At 69.0% G+C, this 23,299-nt stretch carries 19 protein-coding genes; 5 read left to right on the top strand and 14 right to left on the bottom strand.

All coding sequences use genetic code 11. The features are described from left to right. Positions 1–34: 34 nt before the first annotated feature. Positions 35–1,240, bottom strand: coding sequence for a lipase family protein (locus ACGF7Y_RS25330; RefSeq protein WP_393237230.1), 1,206 nt, complete (start codon positions 1,238–1,240; stop codon positions 35–37). Positions 1,241–1,655: 415 nt separating this feature from the next. Between ACGF7Y_RS25330 and ACGF7Y_RS25325 the strand changes: the two genes are divergently transcribed. After that, the gene (locus ACGF7Y_RS25325) at positions 1,656–2,240 is read left to right on the top strand and encodes a hypothetical protein (RefSeq protein ID WP_393237227.1); all 585 of its coding nucleotides are present in this window, start codon (positions 1,656–1,658) and stop codon (positions 2,238–2,240) included. A gap of 180 nt (positions 2,241–2,420) precedes the next feature. Further along, positions 2,421–4,376 carry an FAD-dependent oxidoreductase gene (locus tag ACGF7Y_RS25320; RefSeq protein ID WP_393237224.1) on the top strand — a complete coding sequence of 652 codons (1,956 nt, stop codon included), beginning with the start codon at positions 2,421–2,423 and terminating at the stop codon, positions 4,374–4,376. Between the two features lie 13 nt (positions 4,377–4,389). Here the strand turns inward: ACGF7Y_RS25320 and ACGF7Y_RS25315 are convergent, their stop codons facing one another. The 6 genes from ACGF7Y_RS25315 to ACGF7Y_RS25290 all read right to left on the bottom strand — a co-directional run bounded on the left by ACGF7Y_RS25315 (position 4,390) and on the right by ACGF7Y_RS25290 (position 12,396). Next, entirely contained in the window at positions 4,390–4,764 is a 375-nt protein-coding gene (locus ACGF7Y_RS25315) for a DUF742 domain-containing protein (protein WP_040872146.1), read from the bottom strand. Continuing rightward, positions 4,761–5,177, bottom strand: a complete 417-nt coding sequence (locus ACGF7Y_RS25310; RefSeq protein ID WP_040872147.1) for a roadblock/LC7 domain-containing protein — start codon at positions 5,175–5,177, stop codon at positions 4,761–4,763. The genes ACGF7Y_RS25315 and ACGF7Y_RS25310 overlap by 4 nt, the downstream gene beginning before the upstream one ends. Before the next feature lie 32 nt (positions 5,178–5,209). Then, a complete protein-coding gene (locus ACGF7Y_RS25305; protein WP_393237220.1) occupies positions 5,210–7,540 on the bottom strand; it encodes a nitrate- and nitrite sensing domain-containing protein in 2,331 nt (776 codons plus the stop codon). A gap of 611 nt (positions 7,541–8,151) precedes the next feature. Next, positions 8,152–9,945, bottom strand: a complete 1,794-nt coding sequence (locus ACGF7Y_RS25300) for a 3-deoxy-7-phosphoheptulonate synthase (protein WP_393237217.1) — start codon at positions 9,943–9,945, stop codon at positions 8,152–8,154. 49 nt (positions 9,946–9,994) lie between these two features. After that, entirely contained in the window at positions 9,995–11,470 is a 1,476-nt protein-coding gene (locus ACGF7Y_RS25295; RefSeq protein ID WP_393237214.1) for an NAD(P)/FAD-dependent oxidoreductase, read from the bottom strand. A 779-nt stretch (positions 11,471–12,249) separates the two neighbouring features. Further along, positions 12,250–12,396, bottom strand: coding sequence for a hypothetical protein (locus tag ACGF7Y_RS25290; RefSeq protein WP_393237212.1), 147 nt, complete (start codon positions 12,394–12,396; stop codon positions 12,250–12,252). Between the two features lie 298 nt (positions 12,397–12,694). On the opposite strand from ACGF7Y_RS25290, the gene ACGF7Y_RS25285 reads away from it, so the two are divergent. Beyond that, complete coding sequence (locus ACGF7Y_RS25285; protein ID WP_393237209.1) at positions 12,695–13,300, top strand: STAS domain-containing protein; 606 nt, start codon at positions 12,695–12,697, stop codon at positions 13,298–13,300. A 374-nt stretch (positions 13,301–13,674) separates the two neighbouring features. Here ACGF7Y_RS25285 and ACGF7Y_RS25280 read toward each other — a convergent pair whose 3' ends face one another. Beyond that, positions 13,675–14,331 carry a TetR/AcrR family transcriptional regulator gene (locus tag ACGF7Y_RS25280; RefSeq protein ID WP_393237206.1) on the bottom strand — a complete coding sequence of 219 codons (657 nt, stop codon included), beginning with the start codon at positions 14,329–14,331 and terminating at the stop codon, positions 13,675–13,677. Positions 14,332–14,658: 327 nt separating this feature from the next. On the opposite strand from ACGF7Y_RS25280, the gene ACGF7Y_RS25275 reads away from it, so the two are divergent. Further along, positions 14,659–16,191: an FAD-dependent oxidoreductase gene (locus ACGF7Y_RS25275; RefSeq protein WP_393237203.1), complete on the top strand. Its 1,533-nt coding sequence runs from the start codon at positions 14,659–14,661 to the stop codon at positions 16,189–16,191. Here the strand turns inward: ACGF7Y_RS25275 and ACGF7Y_RS25270 are convergent. From ACGF7Y_RS25270 to ACGF7Y_RS25250, 5 genes are all read right to left on the bottom strand, one after another. Then, entirely contained in the window at positions 16,180–16,848 is a 669-nt protein-coding gene (locus ACGF7Y_RS25270) for a hypothetical protein (protein WP_393237200.1), read from the bottom strand. The genes ACGF7Y_RS25275 and ACGF7Y_RS25270 overlap by 12 nt on opposite strands. A gap of 402 nt (positions 16,849–17,250) precedes the next feature. Further along, on the bottom strand, positions 17,251–18,174 hold the full coding sequence (locus ACGF7Y_RS25265; protein ID WP_393237197.1) for a hypothetical protein: 924 nt from the start codon (positions 18,172–18,174) through the stop codon (positions 17,251–17,253). After that, positions 18,174–19,460 carry a hypothetical protein gene (locus ACGF7Y_RS25260; RefSeq protein ID WP_393237194.1) on the bottom strand — a complete coding sequence of 429 codons (1,287 nt, stop codon included), beginning with the start codon at positions 19,458–19,460 and terminating at the stop codon, positions 18,174–18,176. The genes ACGF7Y_RS25265 and ACGF7Y_RS25260 overlap by 1 nt, the downstream gene beginning before the upstream one ends. A gap of 86 nt (positions 19,461–19,546) precedes the next feature. After that, positions 19,547–20,770: an oxygenase MpaB family protein gene (locus ACGF7Y_RS25255; RefSeq protein ID WP_393237191.1), complete on the bottom strand. Its 1,224-nt coding sequence runs from the start codon at positions 20,768–20,770 to the stop codon at positions 19,547–19,549. Further along, positions 20,721–21,383, bottom strand: a complete 663-nt coding sequence (locus tag ACGF7Y_RS25250; RefSeq protein WP_393237189.1) for a TetR/AcrR family transcriptional regulator — start codon at positions 21,381–21,383, stop codon at positions 20,721–20,723. The genes ACGF7Y_RS25255 and ACGF7Y_RS25250 overlap by 50 nt, the downstream gene beginning before the upstream one ends. A gap of 201 nt (positions 21,384–21,584) precedes the next feature. Between ACGF7Y_RS25250 and ACGF7Y_RS25245 the strand changes: the two genes are divergently transcribed. After that, positions 21,585–22,172 (top strand): LppA family lipoprotein, encoded by a 588-nt coding sequence (locus ACGF7Y_RS25245; RefSeq protein WP_393237187.1) that lies wholly within the window; start codon positions 21,585–21,587, stop codon positions 22,170–22,172. 142 nt (positions 22,173–22,314) lie between these two features. Here the strand turns inward: ACGF7Y_RS25245 and ACGF7Y_RS25240 are convergent, their stop codons facing one another. Then, positions 22,315–23,250, bottom strand: coding sequence for a GlxA family transcriptional regulator (locus tag ACGF7Y_RS25240; protein WP_393237184.1), 936 nt, complete (start codon positions 23,248–23,250; stop codon positions 22,315–22,317). Positions 23,251–23,299 lie beyond the last annotated feature (49 nt).

The raw sequence follows: 23,299 nt of genomic DNA, 5'->3' as shown, positions 1-23,299 counted from the left end.
GTTCGGCCGGACGGACGACCGCGACCTGCCGCGGTCAGTTCGGCGGGAACTTCTGCTGGAACCAGACGAGGATCTCGGGGAGCGCAGTCCGGGCCGATCCGGCGTGGTCCACCTCGCCCAGGTCGCGCAGCGTCGCGTTGCCGCTGCCGCTGCCGAGAGCTTGCAGGCAGTGCTCGGCGTTGGGATAGGGGACGGCGCGGTCGCCGTGGGAAGCGTAGAGGCGGATCGGCACCCGTGGTTGCCAGTCGCAGGTGCCGTCGCTCTCGGCGACAGCCGCGGCGGCTGCGCCGGTCGGCTCGGTGGCCAACTGGAGGAACCGGGGTGTCAGCACTTGCGCGGGGGTGGCGGCCAGCGAGGTCACGATGGTGATCTCGCTGTGGAAGCCGTCGAAGAGTTCTTCCACTTTGTCGGCATAGGGCTGCTGGAAAGCTTCGGTCGGATCGTCGTAGAGCTGGTGGATCCGGTTCATCGAAGTGAGCCAATACGAGAGGAACAGCACCGCCGCACCCGGTACGACCCGTCCGTCGAGCGCGGCGGGCGCCTGAACGTGCTGGAGGTCGTAGGGGCCGCTGATCGGGGCCAGGGCGGCGACCCCGAAACCGGGGATCGTTCCGGCGTGTAGCGCTTTGCCGAGCGCCATCGCGGCGTGGCCGCCCTGGGAGAAACCGGTCACCAGCACATTCGGGTCCAGCTCCCGGTGTTGTTGTGCCGCGAGGGATTCAGCCGCGCGGAGCAGGTCGGCCGAGGCGCTGGTCTCGGAGGGCGCGTGGGTGTAGGGATGCGTTCCAGGACCGTTGCCGAGGCCCAAGTAATCCGGTGCCGTCGCCGCGTACCCGGCGGCGGCGAACGCCACCGTGCGCAGCCGCTCGGAGAGATTGCGGGTGTCGACCGACGGCGCGTCGCTCTTCAGCGTGATGGTCCCGTGTTCGTAGCTGACCACCCGCAGCCGCCGAGAGTCGGTGCGCGGCAACACCACCAGCCCGCTGGCGGTGGTCGGCTCGCCCTGCGGGGTGATCGTCCGGTACTCGAGGCGAAAGGCGTCGACGCCGTTACGGACGGGCGTGCGGATATCGCCGTCGGCCAACATCGCCGCGGTCTGCTCGGGCGGCAGACTCAGCAGGGGAGTGGTCGATACGATCGCACCGCGGGCAGGCGGCGGTTCGCGCTCGGTGTCCGCGCACCCGGCGGCGGCTCCGAGCAGGACGACCACCGCGACCAAGCAGCGCCTCAGACGGTCCATCCGTGGATCCTCTCGATGATCATCGGGTCCGCTCCATCATCGCGCTCGTACCGGCGGGTGGTCGGCTCCCCCGGTCACTCGAAGATCGCCGAGGGATCGGGCGCGGCGGGCCTGGTCGACGATCGCGCCGCGATTGTCTCTGCGAGGTCGTGTCGGAGCGGGTTCGGTGCCTGGTCGTAGCCAGCAGATCCACCGGGTGGTCGCCGGTCGATAAGTAAATCGCTGTTTCGATAAGCTTCATCTATCTACCAGCTCAGACTCGCGATATGTTATGGGATATTATTAGCAATCCGGGTAGCTTCGTGGGATTGCTGCCCGCACGACGCAGGGTTGCCGAGGCTATCCGGTCGAAGTTGTCCGGTCGGCGCCGACACGCGGAGGCGGCCGATCGAGGGTTACTACCCGAGGAGTGGGTGTGGGCACGGTACCGGCGAGCGCGACGACCGAGATCTATTTCCGTGCGGCGGCCGCCACTTTGGTCGAGGCGGCGACGGTGCTGGCTGATTTCGGGTGCTCTCCGGTCGACGTGTCCGGCATTCTCCATCGGTTGCGCCGAGTCGAGCACGCACTCGGCGTGATCATGGCCAACCTGAGCGCTGCCCTGGCGTCCGGACCGGTGGCCGCCGACCGCGCGCAATTCTCCGAACTCGGCGATGCCCTCGGCCGCGTCCTGGAGCGCACGCACGCGGCGGCCGCCCTCGCGGACGCCTATGTCATCACGGCGGTGCCGGACGAGGTGCTCGAGGTCGTGGTGACGATAGGTCGCTGCGCCCAGCTCACCGCCGCGGCGCTGGGGGCCTGCGAGCAGCCGCTGCTCGGGTCGTATCGCGCCGAGTTGCTGCGTCTCGCGGTGCACGCCGAACGGACGTTCACCCGGTGGTCGCTGGCGCGGCCGCGCACCGGCGGGGACCCGACGGCGGAACTCGGCACCGCGCTCGTCTCGGTCGTCCACGCGTTCCTGGCGGTCGGCCACGCGGCGGCAGTCGTCATCCCGGCGTGAACGGCCGGGTGATGCGTCTCCCGCAGGGTGCGGCCGGAAGGCCGACGTAGTGCCCGCACCACTATGTGGCTATCAATTCTCCTGGGTAAGCCGCCTTCACCTGGGCAAACGAGGCTTTAGTTAGTGGTTGTTCATATCGTGTGATAGAACTCACTGGCGAAACGAAGGGGACTGCTCGACATGGAACCAACAGCCAAGCAACGCGCGGCGATGAACATCATCTGCGACACCTTCAACCCGGGCGACGGACTGACGCTGCCGTCGGCGAGCGCGCTCGGCGCCGTCGATACCGTCTTCGAGTTGCTGGGCCGCAATCCCCGCGAGGCCGAGAAGAAACAACTGGCCACGCTGCTGAACCTGTGGGATTCGCGGCTGGCGGGCCTGCTCACCGGCAGCGGTCCCCGGCGTTTCTCCCAACTGACGCAGGAGCAACGGGAACAGGCGTTGCTGCGGCTCGCCGATTCCCGCATCGAGTCGGTGCGGGTGCTCTTCCAGGCGCTCAAACAAGCGTCGCTGCTGTCCTACAACATCACCCCCGGCCCCGCCGGCGTCAATCCGCTGTGGAAGGAGATCGGTTATCCGGCTCCGGCCGGTCCGCTCCAGACCGCGCCCGCGCCCGCCTTGTCTCCGCTGCGCTACAGCGAAACCACCGAACTGCACTGTGATGTCGTCGTGGTCGGGTCCGGCGCCGGAGGCGGTGTCGCAGCAGCGGTGCTGGCCCAAGCGGGTCTCGACGTCGTCGTGCTGGAGCGCGGAAACTATTACGACGACCGCGATTTCGGCCTAGGCGAACTCGGCGGGCTGAAGCACCTGTACGCGCCGGGCCCGCCCGGTTCCACCGAAGGCCAGATCACCCTCGTCGCGGGCACCTGCCTGGGCGGCGGGACGGTCGTCAACTGGAGCACGTCCTTGCCGACGCCGCAGGACGTCCGGGCGGAGTGGGCGGCGCTGGGCGCCGCCCAGTTCGCCGAGGCCGAGTTCGACGAAGCGCTCGAGGTGGTGCGCCGTCGGCTCGGCGTCACCGAGCAGCGGTCGGTGTTGTCGGCCCGCGACGGTGTTCTCGAACGCGGCGCCCAGGCGCTGGGCTGGGAAGTGGATACCTTGCCGCGCAATGTCACCGACGCCTGCGATGCCGGCGTGGAGTGCGGTCGCTGCGGATACGGCTGCCGGCTGGGCGCCAAGCAGTCGGTGACCAAGACCTGGCTCGCCGATGCGGCCGATCGGGGCGCGCGGCTCGTCGTGGACGCCGAGGTGCGCCGGATTTCCGTGCGAGGCGGCCGGGCGCAGGGCGTTTCGGCGGTCACCTCCGACGGCGTGGCGATCGAGGTGCGCGCTCGGGCGGTGGTGGTGGCGGCCGGAGCGATCCAGACTCCGGCGTTGCTGCGTCGCTCCGGGTTGCGCAACGACAACATCGGCCGCCACTTGCGCCTGCATCCGGCGGCCGCGGTGTTCGGCGTGTTCGAGGAAGAGATCCGGCCGTGGGAAGGCGGCTTGCAGACCAGGATCTGCCGTCGGCACAGCGACCTGGATGGCGACGGCTACGGCGTGATCTACGAAACCGGCCCGATCCATCCCGGTCTCGCCACCGGCTTCATGAGCTGGCGCGGCGCCGCGAACCATCGGGCCACCATGCTCGATTTCGCGCGTTCGAACGCGATCGGCATCATCACTCGTGACCGTGACTCGGGCACCGTATCCGTCGACCGCGGCGGTGAGCCGATCGTCAACTACCGGTTGTCGGACTACGATGCCGCCCATCTGCACACCGGGTTCGAGGGGGCGGCGAGCATCCTGGAGGCAGCGGGCGCGCAGCGCATCTTCTCCGGGCACCAAGCAGGCGTCTCCTATGAGCCCGGCCGGCGTGGGTCGCATGCCGATTTCGCGGCCGCATGCCGGGCCGCCGGGTACGGTCCGGGACAGTGTTCCCTGGGCGCGCTGCACATCATGGGCTCGGCGCGGATGGGTGGCTCGCCGCAGACATCGGCCACCAACCCGGACGGCGCCACCTGGGAGGCGGCGAACATCGTCGTCGCCGACGCGTCCTGCTTCCCCACGGCGTCGGGCGTCAACCCCATGGTCTCGATCGAGGCGATCGCCTACATGAACGCGAAACGGCTTGCCGCGCAGTTGGTCTGAGTAAACCGGCCGGTCAGAGCGCGCGGATGCCGTCGAGCACCGCGCGCAGGAGGCCGAGATCCGACTCCGGTCCCGTCGCGGTCGGGGCCGACCGGCAGATCAGCCTGCCGTCGTCGAGCAGGTCGCCGATGAGGACCTTCGTCATCGTCAGTGGCAGGCGCAGTCGCGCGGATACCTCGGCCACCGACTGCGGAGTGCGGCACAACTCGACGATCGCCGCGTATTCCGGTTCGGTGCGCCGTAGCGCGGAGCCGGGCGCGCCGTCGACCACCAGGGTGACCAAGTTCAGTTCCCGGCGCACGGCACGACCCCGGCCGCGGGTGATGGCGAAGAGCCGGACCAGCGGACCGGCGTCTTCCTCGTACCAGGGATCGTGCTGATAACTCATGGCCGTGTCGAAGCGGGCGGATGCGGGCGCGTATCGACCGACAGGTGGGTTCCGACTCGCTGCACCGTCTGGTTCATCTCGTAGGCCACCATACCCATATCGGCGGTCTCGGACGCCATCAGCGCCAGGCACGCGTTGGCCCCTGCCGTGGTGACGAACAGCACCGCGCGATCGAGTTCCACCACCGTCTGGCAGACGCCACCCGCGTCGAAATGGTGGCCCACGCTGCGGGACAAGCTGTGCAGTGCCGATGCCATCGCGCAGAATCGCTCGGCGTCGGCCTTGTCCAGCTGAGCCGAATGGCCGATCAGCAGCCCGTCCGAGGACAGCAGGACCGCGGACTGGGCTCCGACGAGTCCGGCGACCAGCTCGTCGAGCAGCCAACCGAGGCCGGTTCCCTGGGAAGTAGTCATCGTCGCCTTCTGAATGTGTATGGAATTGCGGACTAGTCGAGGTCGGGACGCTTCCGGCGTCCCTGGCGGGTCCCGCTCTCGATGGCACTCATCAGATTGCGTGCTTCATCGGCGGTCCGTTGCCGTGCCGGTGCCGCGGCGGGCGGCGCCGACTGCTCGTCGGGAGACTGGCGGCGGCGGCGCGGCAACGGCGGCCTGCCATCCGGAGCGGGCTCGGTGTGCGGTGCGGGCCCGGAGTCGAATCCGCGACTGCCGTCGGTGTGCGGGCCCTGCGCCCAGGACTGCTCGGAGGACGAGGTGAACCATGCAGACCGTCCCGGGACCGGTGCGGGCCGAGGGGGCGCGTGCTCCGGCGCCGGTGTCTGTATGGGCTCGATACTGTCACCGTCGTTGTGTTCGGGTGGCTGCGTCCCCGACTGCAGAAGCGCGTTGGGAATCAGCACCACCGCTCGCACGCCGCCGTAGACCGATTCACCCAGACGCACCGAGACACCGTGACGGTGGGCCAGTTTCGCGACCACGAACAACCCCAGCCGGGTGTCGCTGGACAGGGACACCACGCTGAAATCGGGCGGGTTGGACAGCAACTCGTTACGCGCGGCGAAGTCGGCCTCCGACATGCCGAGGCCTTGGTCGATGATCTCGACCGCCACACCGCGCCCGACGATGACGCCGGACACCTCGACCCGCGCCTGCGGGGGTGAGAAGGCCGTCGCGTTGTCCATCAGTTCGGCCATCAAGTGGATCAGGTCGGCTACGGCGTTGCTCGACACCTGGGACTCCGGCAGCCTGCCGGTCTGAATGCTGGCGTAGTCGAGGCTTTCCGCGACGGCGGCGCGGACCAGGTCGAGCAGCGGCACCGGCTTGCGCCAACGCCTGCCCGGTTTCTCGCCACCGAGGATGATGAGGTTCTCCGCGTTGCGCCGTGCCCGCGTCGCCAGGTGGTCGAGCTGGAACAGCAGCTCGAGCTGGTCGGCGTTCTCCTCCTGACGCTCGGCCTGATCGAGCAGGGCGAGCTGGCGATGCACCACGACCTGGCTGCGATGGGCGATGTTGAGGAACACCGCGTTGACGCCCGCCCTGGTCTTCGCTTCCGCGACCGCGGCCGACACGGCCGCGACATGGGCGCGGTTGAAGGCGTCGGCCACCTGGCCCAATTCGTCCGTACCGAAATCGAGCCGCGCCAATTCGGTCTCGGAGTCGAGGCTCTCGCCGCGACCGAGTCGGTGCATGACTTCGGGCAACTGCTGGTCGGCCAATTCCAGGGTGTCGCGCCGCAGTCGCCGCATTCGCGCGATGAATCGGTTGGCCAGCACCAGCGCCGCGAGGAAGGCGAGCGTCGCGACCAGCAGCACCGCCGCGCCGCCCAGCATGGACTGCTGCGCGGTCCGGTCGCCGCGCTCGCGTGCGATGGCGTGCGCGTCGCGGCTCTGGTCGTCCCACAGCTTCAACAGGTTCGTCCCGACCTGGCCGGAAGCCTCCTGCCACGCCGCGACATTCATGGGCAACGGCTCGCTTCGCGAGGTCGAGCGGCCGCTCTGGGTTCTGCCGGTGCCCTCGCGAGTGGACTCGTCGAAGTCGGTGCCCGCCTCCACCGGCCCCCGCAGCAGCACGGCGTCCTGCATCGCGATCACTTTCTGATAAGCCGGTCCACCAGTGATCTCCTGGAGTTGAGCCAGGCGCTTGCCCTTCAGGACGCGGCCGGCGTATGCCACCTGACCACGGAATTCCCCGAGCAATCGGCTGAATTCGGTCACCTGCTCCGGAGTGTGTTCGCCGACGGTCACCGCCACCGCGCCCAGGGTGTCCGCCATGGACAACGCTTCGGCCGCGCGCAGGGGCTCGACGCCGTAGCTCAGCTCCATGGCGATGTCGGCTTCCGGCGCCACCCGCGCGGCGAGCGTCGAGGCGGCGATGATCGTGCCGATGACCCCGCTGAAGACTTCGAACACCTCCTTCGGCGGGGCCTGCCGGCTGTCGACCCCGCCGCGCAGCGTCGGAACCAGCGCGAAAAGCTTGTTGTAGCCTTCGATGTCGGAGGCGGACCCGCCGGGATTCAGTTTGCGGGCGGCATCGCCTTTGGCGATCACCGCCGCCAGCGCCGCGTCCGAGCGTTGGCGCGCGGCGGTGAGTCCGCCGACGATGTCGGTGTCACCGGCCAGATACAACAGCGACAAGCGCCGCTCCTCCTGGAACGACTGCACCATGAGAATGGCCGGCGTCGTCGTACTGCTGGCCAGCTCCGCCCATTCCTTCGCTGCCCGGGCGGAATGCACCAGGTAGCCCGCCGCACCCACACCGATCGTGAGAAGCGTGACGCTCGATATGAGGACGATCGCCAGCAGTCGTACCCGGACACCCACTCGACCACGGACATCACGCTGGCTCGACCGAACCACTCCCACAGCGGATTCGCGTAGCTCAGACCACTTGCTCACGGCTTGAAATGCCTACCTCTGACACGGCCCCGCCCGGCCCGGGCGGCACCTCACCTGTACCCGACCGAAGAATAACGAAAGTGTAGCGGTTCGATCGCGAATCGTATGGTTTTGTGACACTCGACAAGTGAACGGCAATTATTCCTGAATTTCGCTCTGCATGCTGTAGGACGACTCGAACCGCCCGTGAGCGGCAATCGCCGGTCAGGAGCGCAGCATGCGGGGCAGGCGGGACCGCGGCCGTCCGATTCAGAGCGGTTCCCTATTATTAAATTATCGCCGGTTCTGGTGGTAATTCCGTCAGCGGGCTCGGCGACGCCCGCATGATGGCCGACCCGCCTGCCGAGTTCGGCGCGGAAAAACACACTTACCCGCGCCGATCCAACCGGGCGATGATATAGCGTCGGTAGGGAATTCGAGTTCCCGCCACTGGTGACGATCCGCCGTCCGATCGGTTCCCCGGAACTCCGCCTTCCGTCGGCCGGGCAGCGGATCCTCGGGCATCGGGCGCGCCCGGCGGAGCGCCGACTACCGCGTCACGGGAATAAGGTGGCACGCAGCTCGAGGGCGGCGATGACACAGTGCAAGATCTCCGCGGGATCCAAACCCGGGGCGCGACGACTTCGGCGGTCCACGGGAAGCTTGCCGGTTTCCCGGTCACTCCGCGCGTCGATGACGGCATCGGGCCCGTACGCGAGATGCAGGCCGCCGGGAACGGTGCCGGTCGCCCGGCAGGCTCGGAAGAACGCGTGGATCGCGTCGATGGCACCGTCTGTGCGAAGGGTGACGGGGCCGTGCCTCGTCCGCCTGGCCGGCATCGGGTCGCCCACCCAGCAGACCGGGGTCTCGCACGCGGCGGCCGCGGCGAACAACGCCGGAAGCGTGTCGAGGGTGCGGGCGACGCCGAGCCGAGGCACGAGCGTGAGTCTGCCCGGCAGCCGCTGCGGATTCAGCGCCCGGCACAGGCGCTCGACGTCGTGCGGGGTGGTCGTGGGACCGAGCGCTACCGCGACGGGGTTGCCGACACTCGCGGCGAACCGCACCCGGTCCCGCGCGGGGTTGCCGATCCACACCAGGTGTGCCGAACGATCCCACCACAGCCCGTCCGGTCCCGGACGAGTCGATGCGGCGGCGTTCGGCAGTGTCGGCTCGCGCGAGATACGCAGCGGCGCAATCGAATTGTACAGTTCGTGAGCGCCCGGCGGGGCGACCGCGGCGATGGGCAACAGTCCGCCGACCGTGCGGAGCAGATCGCGTCGCACCGGCTCGCGGCACCGATCCGCCGCCCGGTGCAGCATGCTCACGCACAGCGTGAGTGGCAGGCGGTCACCGGGCCACTCGCCGAGCGCCTCGGCGGCGCGAGAGTATCCGGGCTGCCGCCTGGGCGCTCGTTCTATGGCGACGGCCGTTTCTCCCAGCACATGCGCCATGACCGCCGCCGCGGCGTGCGTCAGCGTCCGGCGGTCGGCGACTGCGCGGGTTTCGCCCCCTGACGATGTTCCCTCGCGCCCGCCGAGGTGTAGCACGAAACCCTCTCCGCGGGCCACCTTCGCCAAACTGGTTGTGAGCGAGTTGCATTCGTCCGGGTGAACCAGTGCTGGCATCGGCCGCGAACGCCGCGCGCCGTTCGGTGAGGTCGCGGATATCTCGCCGTGCCGCACGCTGCCCCGGAGATCGCGCGTGGGGAACAGTTGTCTCGGAGTTCCGGGGGCTGCCGCCCGCACGAGCGCCGGTTCGTCGGCCCAAGGCTGATCGTCGCCGGTCGTGGCGGTGAAATCGGAGGGAATGACGTCGGGATTGAACGATTCCCGGATATAACAGAGTGGCTGGTCTCCGAGCAGCATGACGTACGCGCGCGCCGCGCACACCCGGCCGTCGGGCCACGTCGTCACGCCGGTGCGCAAGAGGTGCCGCCGCTGGGATACCCCACGGGAGATCAGGCCGGACCCGATCGGCGTCCCGACATCGTCCAACCCCGAAGCGGCCGCGTCCGAGCGCCCGGCGACGACGTAGTTGACGGACGCGGTGACCAAGTCGGCGTTGACCAGGCAGGAGTGGCGCACGAGGACGCGATCGGTACCGGACACGCGCAGGGCATCGGTGACTGCGTTCGGCAGCAGCCCGGCCGCGACAGCGTCTTGGCGCAACACCCGCACGTGCAGTTCGGTGCCCAATATCGCGGACAGGGCGGGCGTGGTGAATCCGTCGCTCGCCAGCAGCATCCTGGTCAGAGGGTGGCCGAATCGCCTTATTTCGCTGTGGTTTCGGAAACCCGAACCACCGGGCGGGCAATCACCCGGTGGTTCGGGGCCGGTGTGCGTGATCGTCACGACCGGCTCCGTGCACTGACTATCACGAGAGATCCGTACGAGACCGGCGCTAGAGAATGGGCGCACCGGCTGTGGTCGGTGGGAGTACGGGCCGGGCCACGGCTTCGATTTCCTCGTCTGTCCTGGGCCGATCGGTCAGGCCGAGCACCGGTTCGGTGGTGATTCGCAGCTCGCCGGTGGTGGTGTCGGCCAAGGGGTCGCGCCAGTGATCCCACACCACGGACATGTCGAGGTGACCCATGTATTCGAGATTCGCCGACTCCGCGTGGAGATGTTCGGCCGCGGAGATGATGGTTTCGGTCGCGGTGCGCTGTTGCGCTCCCGAGGACTCGTCCATGTCGGTCAGGCCCGCCATGATCTCGGTGAACTGGGCCTGCTTCGTGTCGCCGCTGTGCCCGGTGGTGAGCGTGCCCGCATGCGCGAAGTATTCCTCCGAGCCGACGTACTGCTCGTACATGCGCGAGACCAGGACGAGGAATCGCGTGTAGGCCCGGCGATAGGCGTGCTCGTAGAAGGCCAGAGCGGCGGACTCGCTCAGTTCGCCGCGCGAGACCGTCGCGATCGCCGCGGCGGCGACCAGCCCCGAGTACGTCGCCAGATGCACGCCGCTGGACAGCAACGGATCGAGGAAACAAGCCGCGTCGCCGACGACGACCCAGCCCGGACCGCTGAACCGGTCGGAGGTGTAGGAGTAGTCCTGCTCCGCCTTGACCCCCGCGACCTGCTTCGCGCCCGCGAGCAGCTTGCCCATGGCCGCACTCTCGCCGATGGTCTCCAGGTAGTACGCCTCCCGGCCTTGTTCTCGAAGCTTCGGCGCGGCTGTGCGCGCGGAAACGACGTAGCCGACGCTGTGGCGGCCGTCCGAGAGCGGAATGTTCCAGAACCAGCCGCCCTCGGGCGTGGACACCACATTGATCGCACCCTCCGGGCTGTCCGGATGTAGGTGCGCGCCTTCCCAATACGACCAAACGGCCACGTTGCGGAAGGCCGGGTGCTGCTGGCGCTCCACGACTTGGTGTTTGGCCAGCACGCCGGCCCGTCCGGACGCGTCGACGAGGAAGTCGATCCCGGTGGTGTGGATCCGGTCGTCACCCTCGACGGTCCACTCGACGGCCGTCGGCCGCTCGCCCTCGAACAGGACGTTGGTGACCGTCGCCCGCTCGATCACCTCCGCGCCCTGCTCCGCGGCGTTGCGCAGCAGCAGTTCGTCGAAGGCGTCGCGCTCGACCTGCCACGACCAGGCCTCCGCGTCCACCAGCTTGGACCAGTCCAGCAGCCAGTCGTCGTTCTGCCACTGGAAGTAGCCTCCTCGTTTGACCTGGAAGCCGTGCGCGGCCACCGCGTCGTAGGCGCCGGAGAGACGCAGGGTCGACAGCACCGACGCCAACAGGCTCTCGCCGATGTGATAGCGCGGGAACTTATCTCGTTCCAGGAGGGTCACCCGTACCCCCGACTTGGCGAGCAGGGCTGCGGTGGTGGACCCGGCCGGGCCGCCTCCGATGACCAGAACGTGCGGATTGTCCATAGCGAACTCCCTGGAACTGCCGACAACGGAACGTGCACGCACTTCAGTGGCGGAGAACTCCGGGCGACCCCACGGTCTTGGGTGAGCCAGGACGTATATTGCCGCTGGTTAGCTAGGCTAACGGTGCACGATCTGAGTGTAGCAATTGATAGCGAAACTGCAAGATATGCAACGCATTTGACAACCTTCAGCAGATCGGCATTCGGATTGCTCCAGGGATGCCAAAATCCCCGCACGGGACCTCTCTGCCGATTCGCCGTCACTCGGCCCGACCAGCGGGGCCCAACTGATCGGGTGCCGAGGTCGGTGTGAAAACCGTTGCGGGGAAGAGTGTTTCGCGGCCGATGCGCGTCCGCCGCTGATGATGGGGGATGTCTGGAGTAGGCGGGGGTGGCACACCTCGTATGGTCATCACCCCGCTCTCCCTACGGATTCAGGATACGGGGGACGATCCGGCCGCACGAGCCGTTCACCCAGAGTTACCTCGCCGGTGGGCTCGTCGCGGTGTCGGCCAACTCCGGGCGACGACGAGGCCGAGTGGATCACGTTGCGGCGCGGTTAATTTGCCGGACTGTGTGACCTGCGCAGTCTGGAATTTGGAGGTGTCGGTGGATGTGACACTCGGGCAGGCTCTTTCGCCGCCTGTGTGGTGGAAGTCGTATCCGCTGCTCCTCGAAAACCGACAAGGGCTCGCGTGGTGGCGGTGCGCTGGGTGTTCTTCGGGACGGTCGCGAACGGCGACAGCCGATGGACGAATTCGTCTTCTCCGCCGATCGAGGTCACGCCCGATCTTCCTCGGCGGCGTCCTGAGCGGGGTGGACGGGAAAGGATCGGGTCGTCATCGCCACGGCGAAGATACCGCGGTGATCATCGATGGTCGCGGTGGCGGCGGTGCTCGCGCCGATCGCGGCTCCGTCGCGCCACACGATCGGTAGCTGCGTTCGACAGTGCCTTCCGGGCGCCTCAGGGCGCGGGCTTCCGGGGCGCGGACATTGCCGCCCGTCCCGGCACGTGATCTCGAATCGACCCGGACGACCAGGTGCGGAGAACGGAACTGGAGCGAATGGATCTCGTTTTCATTTCGGGCCGGGGAATTCGTCCACTTCGCGCGCCGGTCCCGGCTGTGCGTGGTAGGACGGTGGTCCGGATGTGTCTTCAGAAGTGCAGGACGATCCGGCTTCGGAGCGCGCCGCGTGGGTGTGCTCGGATCGAATCGGGAGCGTCATGGAGTCTCCAGCCGAACCCCGCCCGTCCGACCTCGAGCGGGCGGCCGCATCGAACAAGAACGCCGATCCGCGGACGCGGTTGTCCAGCAGTCTGCGAAGGCAGGGCCCGGCGGTGGTGATGTCGACGCGGGGCACGGCCGACGCGTTCACCCTGGCCGTGTGGTGCCAGGACATCCGCCGCGCGATCGAATGCGCGGAGGCTTCCTCCTGCGGCTTGGTCGTCGACACGACCAAGCTCGAGTTCCTGTCCTGTCGCGCGCTGCTGGCACTGGCCCGCGAAGCCGTCCGCTGCCGTGGCCACGCCACCGCGGTGAGCCTGGTCAGCCCGAGCCCGACAATCGCCAAGATCGCTTCCGCCGACCCGGTGATCGCACGGTTGCCGGTCCACTCGACCGTGGTCAGCGCCCTCACCGCCCTCCGGCTGCATCCACTCCGCCGAGGGCTACCGCGAATCGCGCGGCCCACCGCGCCGTCGAAGCCTGGTGCGCTGCGAGCCGCCTTCCGGAATTCGGGCAAGACGGCGATGCGGCCGGGGTCGGCGTCGAGAATCGTCCCGGACGACACTGCCGGTGCCCACCGAAGACCGTGGCTCCCGGACTCGTGAGTGATCGACCAGCCGTCGAACCCGCGCTATCGCAGCGTGATCGATCCGTCCGCCGTGCCAGATACTTCAGGAGGCTCGGCGGACCATATTCGCGAAAGCCGGACGGTGGTATGGGTCGGCAGCGCCCGACAGCCTCTTCCGTCGGCCGGTGATCAGTGCATGCCTACAGCGCTCTCGGTGGGCCGGTCATGTTTCCCGGCCGAGCCAGCGCCGATGGTCCATGCGAGCCCCACCCGTACTTCTCCGCTTCGGCGAAGCCGTACACCGGCGCCCCGAGACCGAGCGCGACCGAGATGGTGCCGGGAATGTCGCACTCGGTGTCTCATGCGCGGGTCTCGCGCACGGTCGAGCATGCAGGCTCATCGGCTGCGGGCTTACCGGTTTTCCGGCGCCTCGTAGGCGCGCAGGAAGGTGTCGACCGCCGCCGTGGCGACCGCGTGCATCTCGGCGGTGGGGACCTTGCGGGTGCCCAGCCGCGAGCGGCCCTCCATCGGGGCGGTGATCAGCACGAGGAACTGTTCCGCTGCGGTCGCCGGGTCACACGCGCGCAAACGGCCGGACAGCGACAGGCGCGCCAACCGGTCGGCCAGTGCTTCGGCCAGTCGGTCGGACGTGCGGCTCACGACGATGTCGATCAGATCGGGGAACTGCGCGACCTGGCTGTAGGTCAGCCATCGCAGCGATCGTGACCGCTCGGCGCAGCACACCCGGATCAGCCGGTAGGCCAGATCCTCGAGGGCGGCGCGCAAGTCGGGGCCGGGGTTGCGCAACCGATCCACCACGGACAGGTTCTCGGCCAGCACCGCGTCGCTGACGGCCGTCAGCGCGTGCCGGAACAGGGTTTCCTTGTCGTTGAGGTGGTTGTAGATCGTCGGCTTGGCGACGCCGGCCTCCTCGGCGATCTCCTGCACACACGCCTGCGCGTAGCCCCGGCGCGCGAACACGACGAACGCCGCGTCCAGGATCGCCTGCCGTTTGTCGATCCGCCCGCGCGAAGCCGCCTGTCCGGCCCGCGATGTCACTGCTGCCACCCCCGCAGTGTAACGCCCCCGAGCTGCGGGTTTTCCCCGCTGGTTCAGTTCGGTGAACCAGCCGGCTCGAGTTCGTGGCCGCTCATCGGCGCTGTCTCACCCGCCGGATCGTGCGGCCGCTGTTCACCTATGCGTTCGGCCGGGTCCTCGACGCGGCGTCTCGCGACCTCGCCGCGCGATCGGAGATCGGCTGATCCGCACCCCGCCGTGCTGGGCACGCGGAGTCGCCCGGTGCACGGAGACTCGGTCGTCCTCGCGGTGGACGCTGCCGCGAGACGCAAGTGGCGTGCAAGTGCGGCGCAATGAAGCCGCCGCACAGTGGTTCTCATGAACGAGACACGTGACGTAGTGGTGGTCGGCGCCGGGCCGGTCGGGCTCATGCTGGCCTGCGAGCTGCGGTTGGGCGGGGTGGACGTGCTGGTGGTGGAGCGCCTCGCGGAGCCGGATCGCACCATCAAGGCGGGTGCGATCAATGTGCCGACCGCCCAGGCCATGTACCGCCGCGGACTGCTCCCCGAACTGCGCGCCGAGCAGGAGACCGCACTCGCGCGGTTCGCGCAGTTCCGCCGCGACGGCGGAATGCCGCTGGTCACCGATGGACGGCGGCCGGCGGCAGGGCATTTCGCGGGCATCATGCTGGACGTGGACGCCATCGACTTCGACGACCCGCGATTCGCCGAACTCGGTCCCGCCGCCGAGGTCTTCCTGGTGGCACAGCAGTCCATCGAGGCGATACTCGCTCGCCGCGCCGCCGACCTCGGCGTGGAGATCCGGCGCGGGACGCAGGTGGTCGGGTTCTCCGACGACGGCGAGGGCGTCACCGTCGATTGCGCAGACCATACGGTGCGCACCGGCTGGCTGGTCGGCTGTGACGGCGGGCGCAGCATCGTGCGCAAACTCGGCGGCTTCGAGTTCCCTGGCGTGGGTCCGGAGATCACCGGCCATCAGGCGATCGTGGAGATGACCGGCGCCGAGGACCTTCGAATGGGCTGGAATACGACCCCGTCCGGCATGTACACCTACGGACCCATGCCCGGCCGTGTACTCACCGTCGAACTGGACGGGCCGCCCGCCGACCGCGAAACACCCGTGACGGCCGCCGAACTCCAACAGAGCATCCGCACCGTGTCCGGAGTCCCGGTGGTGGTCACGGCCGTGCATTCGGCCACCCGCTTCACCGACAACACCCGTCAGGTTCCCGACTACCGCAAGGGCCGGGTGCTGCTGGCCGGTGACGCCGCGCACGTGCACTCGCCTTTCGGGGGACAGGGCCTGAACCTCGGGGTCGGTGATGCGGTCAACCTCGGCTGGAAGCTGTCCGGTGTAGTGCGCGGCTGGGCGCCCGAAGGGCTGCTCGACACCTACACCGCCGAGCGCCATCCCATCGGCGTATGGGTGCTGGAGTGGACGCGGGCGCAGGTCGCGCTGATGCGCACCGATGCCCGCAGCCGCGCCCTGCGCGCCGTCATCGCCGAACTGCTGGCCTCTCGCGACGGCGCGACCGGCGTGTTCGAGAAGATCTCCGGTGTGCAGCACCGCTACGACCTCGGCGGGGGACATCCACTGATCGGAGCGGCCACGCCCGATATCGAATTGGCCGACGGCACCCGCCTCGGTGCGCATTTCACCGGCGCCGAGGCCGTCCTACTCGACCTCACCGATTCCGCTGATCTGCGATCCCGAGTGGCGGGATGGTCCGGGCGGGTGCGCGTCGTCACGGCGGAACCCACGCAGCCGCAGAAGCTCTCGGCCCTGTTGGTCCGCCCCGACGGCTGCGTTGCCTGGGCTGCCGACGGCGGCGACCTGGACGGCCTCGAGGAATCGCTGGGCCGCTGGTTCGGCGCTCGGTCAGCTCAGTAGCCGCTGTTCGAGTTGAGCGAGGACGGCTCGGTTGCGCTGGGCATCCAGGGCCAGGGCCGCGGCCCAGACATGCGCCGAGATGACGCCGGTCTGGACACGGTCGATCCAGTCGTGGATGGTGCTGCGCCGGTCGAGGGTGTCGTCGTCGAAGGTGATCGGTTCGAGTTCGGGCATGTGCACGTAGCGCAGCTGGGTGGTTTCCCTGCCGCGGGCGTCGAAAATGCTTGCCGCCCAGACTTCCTCGGTGGTGGACGGTTCGTCCGGCGGTGTGCCGGTAATCGTGTCGGGCTGGTGGTCGATCCCGTGCACGACGGCGTCCGCGGCGGCCCGGTGGGCCAGCCCGAATCCCCACAGGCGGCCGTGCATCCCCGCCATCATCCGCCCGGCGATGTCCAGGATCGGAGAGCCCGCGACCGTGGGGCTGTCGTCGGGTGAGAATTCCGCGAAACCCGCCGCGCTCGAAGTGTCGTCGTCCCCGGTGCCGGTGAAACCCCAGATGTGTACGAGGCCGAGGTCGGTACCGGGCGCACTGCTGCGGCGCGAGATCATGGCCGGTAGCAGAGTGTCGATGATGGACCGGGCCGGATATCGGATCGCCGGCACGGTGTCGGAGCGACGGATGCTGCTGGAGCGCTTGTGATTTCGTCGGCCGGACATAGGCTTCTCCGTCGCGGTGGGGTTTTCGGACAAGGCATCGACCCGGTTGCAGTCAGCGTTGTCAGTGTAGATAGCCCACCGGTGACGTTGTCGGCAACATCGCATACCCATGCGCGATGAGTGTGGTGAATGCGGCGGGCCGGGCTGCCGTCCGTCGTCACCGTGCGGATGGCGGTCGCGGCCCGCCGAGGGTTGTTCGTCCAGGTCCGCGCAGCAGTCGTCGATGCGTCGAACCGGTTCCGCGGCGCGGAATCCGGCCTCCGCGCGCGGTGCCGGACATCAGGACGCATTGACAAAGCGGGGCTGTGCGGCGGTGTCCTTCCAGGGCGGAGAGGTGGAACAGCTCGTGCGCGAGGACGATCGGAAACCGGTCGCTGTCTTCTCGGCCAGGCGGCCGAGCGGTCAGCCGAAGAGCCGGTCGTCGGGCAGCAGGCGGGTGATCGAGAGATCTCGTCGAGCTATGCCGGGCTCGTGCTCGTGGATCGGGCGAATCGCGTCGACCACGTTCACGCATGTCAGATAGTCGGCCGGATGCAGTCCGTCGGTGAACCGGAACCGGACGTTCGCCGTCCCCTTCGCGGTCTCGGTCGTCGTGACCAACCGGTAGCGCAGAGGTGCTCGGTCCGCGGTGGCCGTGGTCCAGATGGAGCGGTAGCTCAGCCGGGGGCCGAGGTCCCGGTCGACGATCACTTCTCGGATGGTCCCGGAGTCGTCGGCGATCACATCCACCGAGGTGCCCGGGGCCGCGGCGGTATCGGCGGGGCCGGGGAAGACGGCCTCGTGCAGGACGCGGAGTCCGGCTGTGTAATACCCGTCGACAGCGGCGGCGCCGACCCCCGCGGCATCGGTGTCGGTTGTCGCTATGCCGATGTCGTGCAGGGCGTTCCACGGGTACACCGCCTCCTGCGGGAGGTCGAGTTCCTCGACGAGTTCCAGGCGGCGGATACCGCGGGTGACCTCGGCCAGGGAGCGGACGAGCCGAGCCGGGATCGTGGACTGGAAGGCGCCGGTCGCGTGGAAGGTCGAATGCCCGGTGCGGCAGGCGTCCAGGAGGTCGGTGAGCGGGACCCGCCCGTCGAGCGGTGCGGTCGATATCACATCGTAGCCGTCCCGGAGTAGCTGCGGGAGTGCGGCTTTCGGAGTATCGGCGGTGATTTCCGCGAAGTCCGGCACATAGACGACGCACTTCGTGTCCTCGGGCGGTGTCTGCGCGGTCGATATGCGCGCGGCCACCCGGAGGTCGGCTCGTGCGTCGATGCGATCGGCGATCCGTTCGGCGAGCAGGCCGGCGCCGAGCACCGCGACGGGAAGCGTGGGCGAACTCATCAGGACTCCACGAGGTAGTGCGGACGCAGGTCGGGCATCACCACGCCGGGCGGCGCGGCGCACAGTTCGGGAACCACGCCGAGCATCGCGGCGACCGAGATGTCGGTGACGGCGGACCAATCGCCGCTGTAGGCCTCGTCGTCGAGTTCGTTGCGCATCTCGATGTCACCGGGGCTGCCGACGAGGGTGATCACATGGCCACCGGCCAGGCTGCTGGGATGATCCGGCCCGAGATGGGCGTTGCCCGCCCCGACGTGCCAGCACTCCTCGTTGGTCATGAACAGGCGCTCGCCGATGTAGCCGCGGTAGGTCATATGGATCGCCCCGACGGCGCCCGGTTCGATCACCGTGCCTCCGGCCTGTACCCGGACACGCGCCGGAACGGGGTAGAGGTGTCGTTCGACCCGCACCGCGTCCGGACCTACGCCGTGTAACGCGTGTGCGACGTTGCCGAGCACGGCGTCGAAATAGAAGTGCTGCATCAGGCCGATCGCGTGATCGGAGTCCACGGCCGCCAGCGGCATGCCGAATCCGAGGCTCTCCAAGCCGCCCCACATGCCTTCGGGTGCGGCGGAGAGATCCCCGACTTCCAGGAACCGCACTTCCCGCACCTCGTCGAGCACTCCGGCAAGCCGCAGCAGCACCTGTTCGACCATCAACCCGGGGTGCAGGCCGGTACCGTGCAGTGAGACGCCACCTGCCAGGCAGGCCGCTTGCAGCCGGCTTCCCGGAGCCCGCCGGGGAATCACCCGGTCCACGACGCCACCCGCCAGCCGCTCCAGACCGGGGCGCAGCGGCCGCGCGGCCGCCGAGTCCACCACGCGCATACCGAGGCGCAATGCCGCCAGCGCCTTACGCAGTCGCCCCCCGAAGGCATCGCCGGTGACTTTCATGCCGGACACCGTGCGCAGGACCGTGAGCGGCGACCGCGAGGCGGACAGCCAGGTCGGCATGGACGGATTGTGGTAGGAAGCAGCCGAAACCACGTTCTTGCCCGATTCGAGCAGGTCGATGACGTCCTGGTCGGCGCCTTGCACCAGTGCCGGGGTGGTGGGCGTGTGGATGACGCAGTCCGCGTCGAGGGCGAGGATCTCCGCCTTCGACGTGGTCGCCGCGCGGCCCACCGGTGGCAGGCCGACCAGTTCGCCGATGTCCTTGCCGTTCTTGTGCGGGCTGAACACCTTGACCCCGACGACGTCGAAATCGGGTGACTCGAGGGCCGTGCGCAAGGCGCGTCCGCCCATGTCGCCGGGGCCCCAGATGATGAGCCGATAAGGACCTGACACAACCGTCTCCTTGCCGATCGCGAAATTCTCCGACTGGCCGCCCGGGTGGTGCTTCCGGCGGGTTGTCGGGACGCCCGGGCGGGCGATCAGGCGGTTCGTTCCAGTTGCGGTGCGGAGTGGCCGATCGTGGCACTGGTCTCGCCGATCAGGCGTCGCAGGAAGGCTTCCTGCTGTTTGCGGCCGTGGATGGCGGCGCGGTCGAGTCCGCCGGGGGTCAGGTGGGTGTAGGCGGTGCGTACGAGGTTGACGGGGATGCGCAACGCGGGGTACCAGGGCGGGACATAGGCGGGCAGTCCGAGGATCCGCATCGCTTTGGGTCCGAGGAAGGCGCTGCTGACCGACAGGTGCTGGGCGCGGGCGAGGCGGCCTCGCAGACCGGGCAGGTCGGGGTAGGACCAGTGCAGTGGATCGTCGGCCATGGGACGGGCGAGTTGGCGGCTGGTCTCGTCGGGGTTGGTGATGGCGGTCAGGCAGTGGTCGAGAATGGCGATGCCGTCGCGGAAGCCGTTGGGTAGCCAGTGTTCTTCGACGCCGATGAGCCAGCCGACGTAGCGGGTGAGGTGGGCCGCGGCGGCCAGCTCGCGGGGGGAGAGGATCACACCGAGCGCCATGCCGCCTACGACGGGCGCGAGCAGGGCGCCGACCAGGGTGGCGGCCATGTCGGTCTGGTTGATCGGCAGTCCCCATTCGTCGGTGCGCCAGTCGGGCATGGCGGCGACGTGCCTGCGGACCAGGGAATGGATCAGCCGCACATGCAGGGTGGAGCGGTAGCCGACACCGTAGCGGTCCATGCCGTTCTCGGTGGACACGTCCATCGCCCATTGCAAGGTCTCGGCGAAACGGCGGGCGGGGCCCTTCTCGAGGGCGCCGGTGCGCAGGAGGGTCTTGTTGAACCCGGAGGCCAGGTAGCCGCCGATGAAGGACACGTCGCGTGCGAAATACAGCCCGTCGTTGCCGCCGGAACGGAACACCCGCTCGCCGTCGCGCAACAGTTCGGGGTCGACCCACGCCGGGGTGTCCTCGACGACGGTGAAGAAGTCGCGCAGCGGCGAGGGAGCGCCGGGGATGCTGTCGATGCCCGACGTGAGTGCCCGCTCGAACAGCGGCCGCGTGGCAGCCATGCCTTCGGCGTACATCCACTCGACGAGGCGGTCCATCGGCTCGTCACCGACGAGCAGTGATTCACCGAGCAGCCGCCAGCGCTGCGGGGACGGTTTCCCGATGCGCAGCAGCGCGGCGAACGGGCCGAGACCGGGTGCTTTACGGGGCCGGTCGGGGTGCCGTGCCGGGATGGTCGCGGACGTGGTCATGGGTGGGCTCCTCGTCGGGGCGGGTGATGCCGTGCTTCATCAACGGCACGATGGTGGTTCGGACAAAGGCGCGGGCGTGGGCGTCGTCGGTGAAGTCGACGCCGCCGCCGCCGGGGGTGAGCATCAGCGAGTGGGCGAGGCGGGCAACGAGTTCGGCGACCGGGCGCGGGTCGTAGTCGTCGACGAGGCCCGCGGCCTGAGCGTGGGTGAGCATGCCGACGATGTAGTCGATTCCGATGGACACCAGGCGTTCGCCCTGCACGGTGGAAAAGCGCAACGCCTCCTCGGGCGCGACCCGTAGCAGCTGGGTGACCAGCCGGTGGATGCGGGTCTGCAGCAGGACGTACAGCATCGTGTCCTCGATCTGGGCGTCCACGTCGGCGGTGGTGGTCGCGATCGCGGTGACCTCGGCGAGCATGCGGCGGGTCTCGCGCGCGAGTACCGCCTCGATCAGGTTGTCCTTGCCCGCGAACCGGCGATGGATGGTGATCCGGCTGAGCTCGGCCCTGCGGGCGATGTCCTCGAGGCTGGCCCGGCGGATCCCGACCTGGAGGATGCGTTCCAGCGCGGCGTCCATGATCCTCTCGTCGACGCCGTCGCTGCCCTCGGTCATGATGCAAAAGTACAAAGATTGTTTCATTGAGTCAATGGATCGCGAGATCTCCTTCGACGACGAACCGCCCGGCCGCGTCCGTCGGCACCCGAGGGGAAGTGGGGCGCGCCCGCGATATCGCTCTCGTGGCGCCGGTCCCGAATACGATTGCGGCAAAAGCGCGCTCACGATGTGTGGCCGCGGGGATGGCGGGAGGCGACGATGACCGGACTGCGCAGGTCGGCCGCCGCACTGCGCTGGTCCGCCGCACTCGCGGTGGTGGTTTCGACGGGCGGATGCGCCACCCTGCTCGGGGAGCCCGCCCCGCCGCCGTCCGCCGAGGAGATCGCAACGGCGACAGCCGAGTTGGCCGCCTTGCCGTCTTCGGAGGTAGCGGAGCGGCAGGTGGCGGCGGTGGTCGAGCAGATCGCGGCCGCTGCCTCGGCGATCGAACCGGCGCTGCGGTGGACCCGCGCCGAGGAGCGAGCCCTGGGCCCTTGTTACGGCCCCTATGAGCACACCGGCGGCAGGCGAGTCGTCCTGCCGCGCTACCGAGCCGACGGCTCGCTGCCCGAAGGAGCGTGGCCGGGGTTTCAGGAGACGGCCCGCGCGCTGGCCGCGTCGGTGGGTGCGACGGATATCCTGCCCGGCGATAGTTCCTCGCCCGACCGGCACGTCACGTTCGAGGGGGCCGATGGCGCGGAGGGGGACAGCAACACCGAGCTGTCGGTGTTCGCCGACACCCGGTCGATGACGATCACCGCGACCGTGGGCTGCCGGCTGCCCGCGAGCCAGCGCCCGGGTGGGTGAACCCGCGTCCACCGCGCCGTCCGCGGTGCCGGGAACCACTCCGGCGCAACTCTTTCCGGGCCGAATCCGCTGTGCGCCGACCTCGTATCCCGCCAGTCTGTGCTGACCGGGCGGTGAGCGCGTCGACGGGGTCTTCCGTGACCTACGGGTTTCGGAACGCTCGCCGGTAGGCGCCCGGGGTGGTGCCCACCTGGGCGCGGAAGCGGCGGCGCAGATTCACCGCCGAGGTGAGGCCGACGCGTGCCGCGATCGCCTCCACCGGCAGGTCGGTTTCCTCCAGCAGGAGGCGCGCCTCGGCCACCCGGCGCGACAGCAGCCATGCGCCAGGGCTCGTACCGAGCTGATCGGCGAAGCGCCGGGCCAGTGTGCGGGGCGAGACGCTGAGACGCGCGGCCAGATCGCCCACCGACAGCGGTGTCCCGAGACGCGCTCCGGCCCATTCGAGGAGGCCGTCCAGCGCGTCGGCGGGCGGTGGGGGCGGCGCGTACTGTATCTGGCCGCCTTCGCGGTGCGGGGGCATCACCATGTGCCGCGCGATGAGCGCGGCGTGGGCGGCGCCGTGGTCGCGCCGGACCAAGTGCAGGCACAGATCGATACCCGCGCCCGCACCGGCGCTCGTAGCGACATCGCCGTGGTCCACGTAGAGCACATCCGGCTCCACGCGAACCTTGGGAAACTCCCGTGCCAGCTGGGCGGCGCGGGCCCAGTGCGTTGTCGCCGAACGTCCGTCCAGCAACCCCGTGCGGGCCAGCGCGAACACCCCGGAGCAGATCGTGACGAGTCGCGCCCCACGAGCGTGCGCCCGCAGCAGCGCGCGGCGCACGCGGTCGGGCAGCGGTGCGTCCACCGGCGCCCAGCCGGGGATGAGCACGGTGTCCGCGGAGGCCAGTGCCGAGAGTCCCCGCGACACCGACAGCGCGTAGCCGGACGTCGTCGCCACCGGGCCCGGCGTCTCCGCGCACACCTCGAACTCGTAGTACTGCGGCACACCGGCCCGCTCGGTCCCGAATACTTCTGCGGCGCAGCCGAGTTCGAACGTCGACTGCACCGGACGCACCAGGGCCACCACACGATGCATGGCAAAAAAATACCCTGTGATGACTGACCGGACACTTACCGGGCGTCGC

This window comes from Nocardia sp. NPDC047654 (genome assembly GCF_043205035.1).
Lineage (GTDB): Bacteria > Actinomycetota > Actinomycetes > Mycobacteriales > Mycobacteriaceae > Nocardia.
The sequence above is the reverse complement of the archived record's forward strand: the minus strand, read 5'-3'. Positions and strand labels throughout refer to the sequence as shown.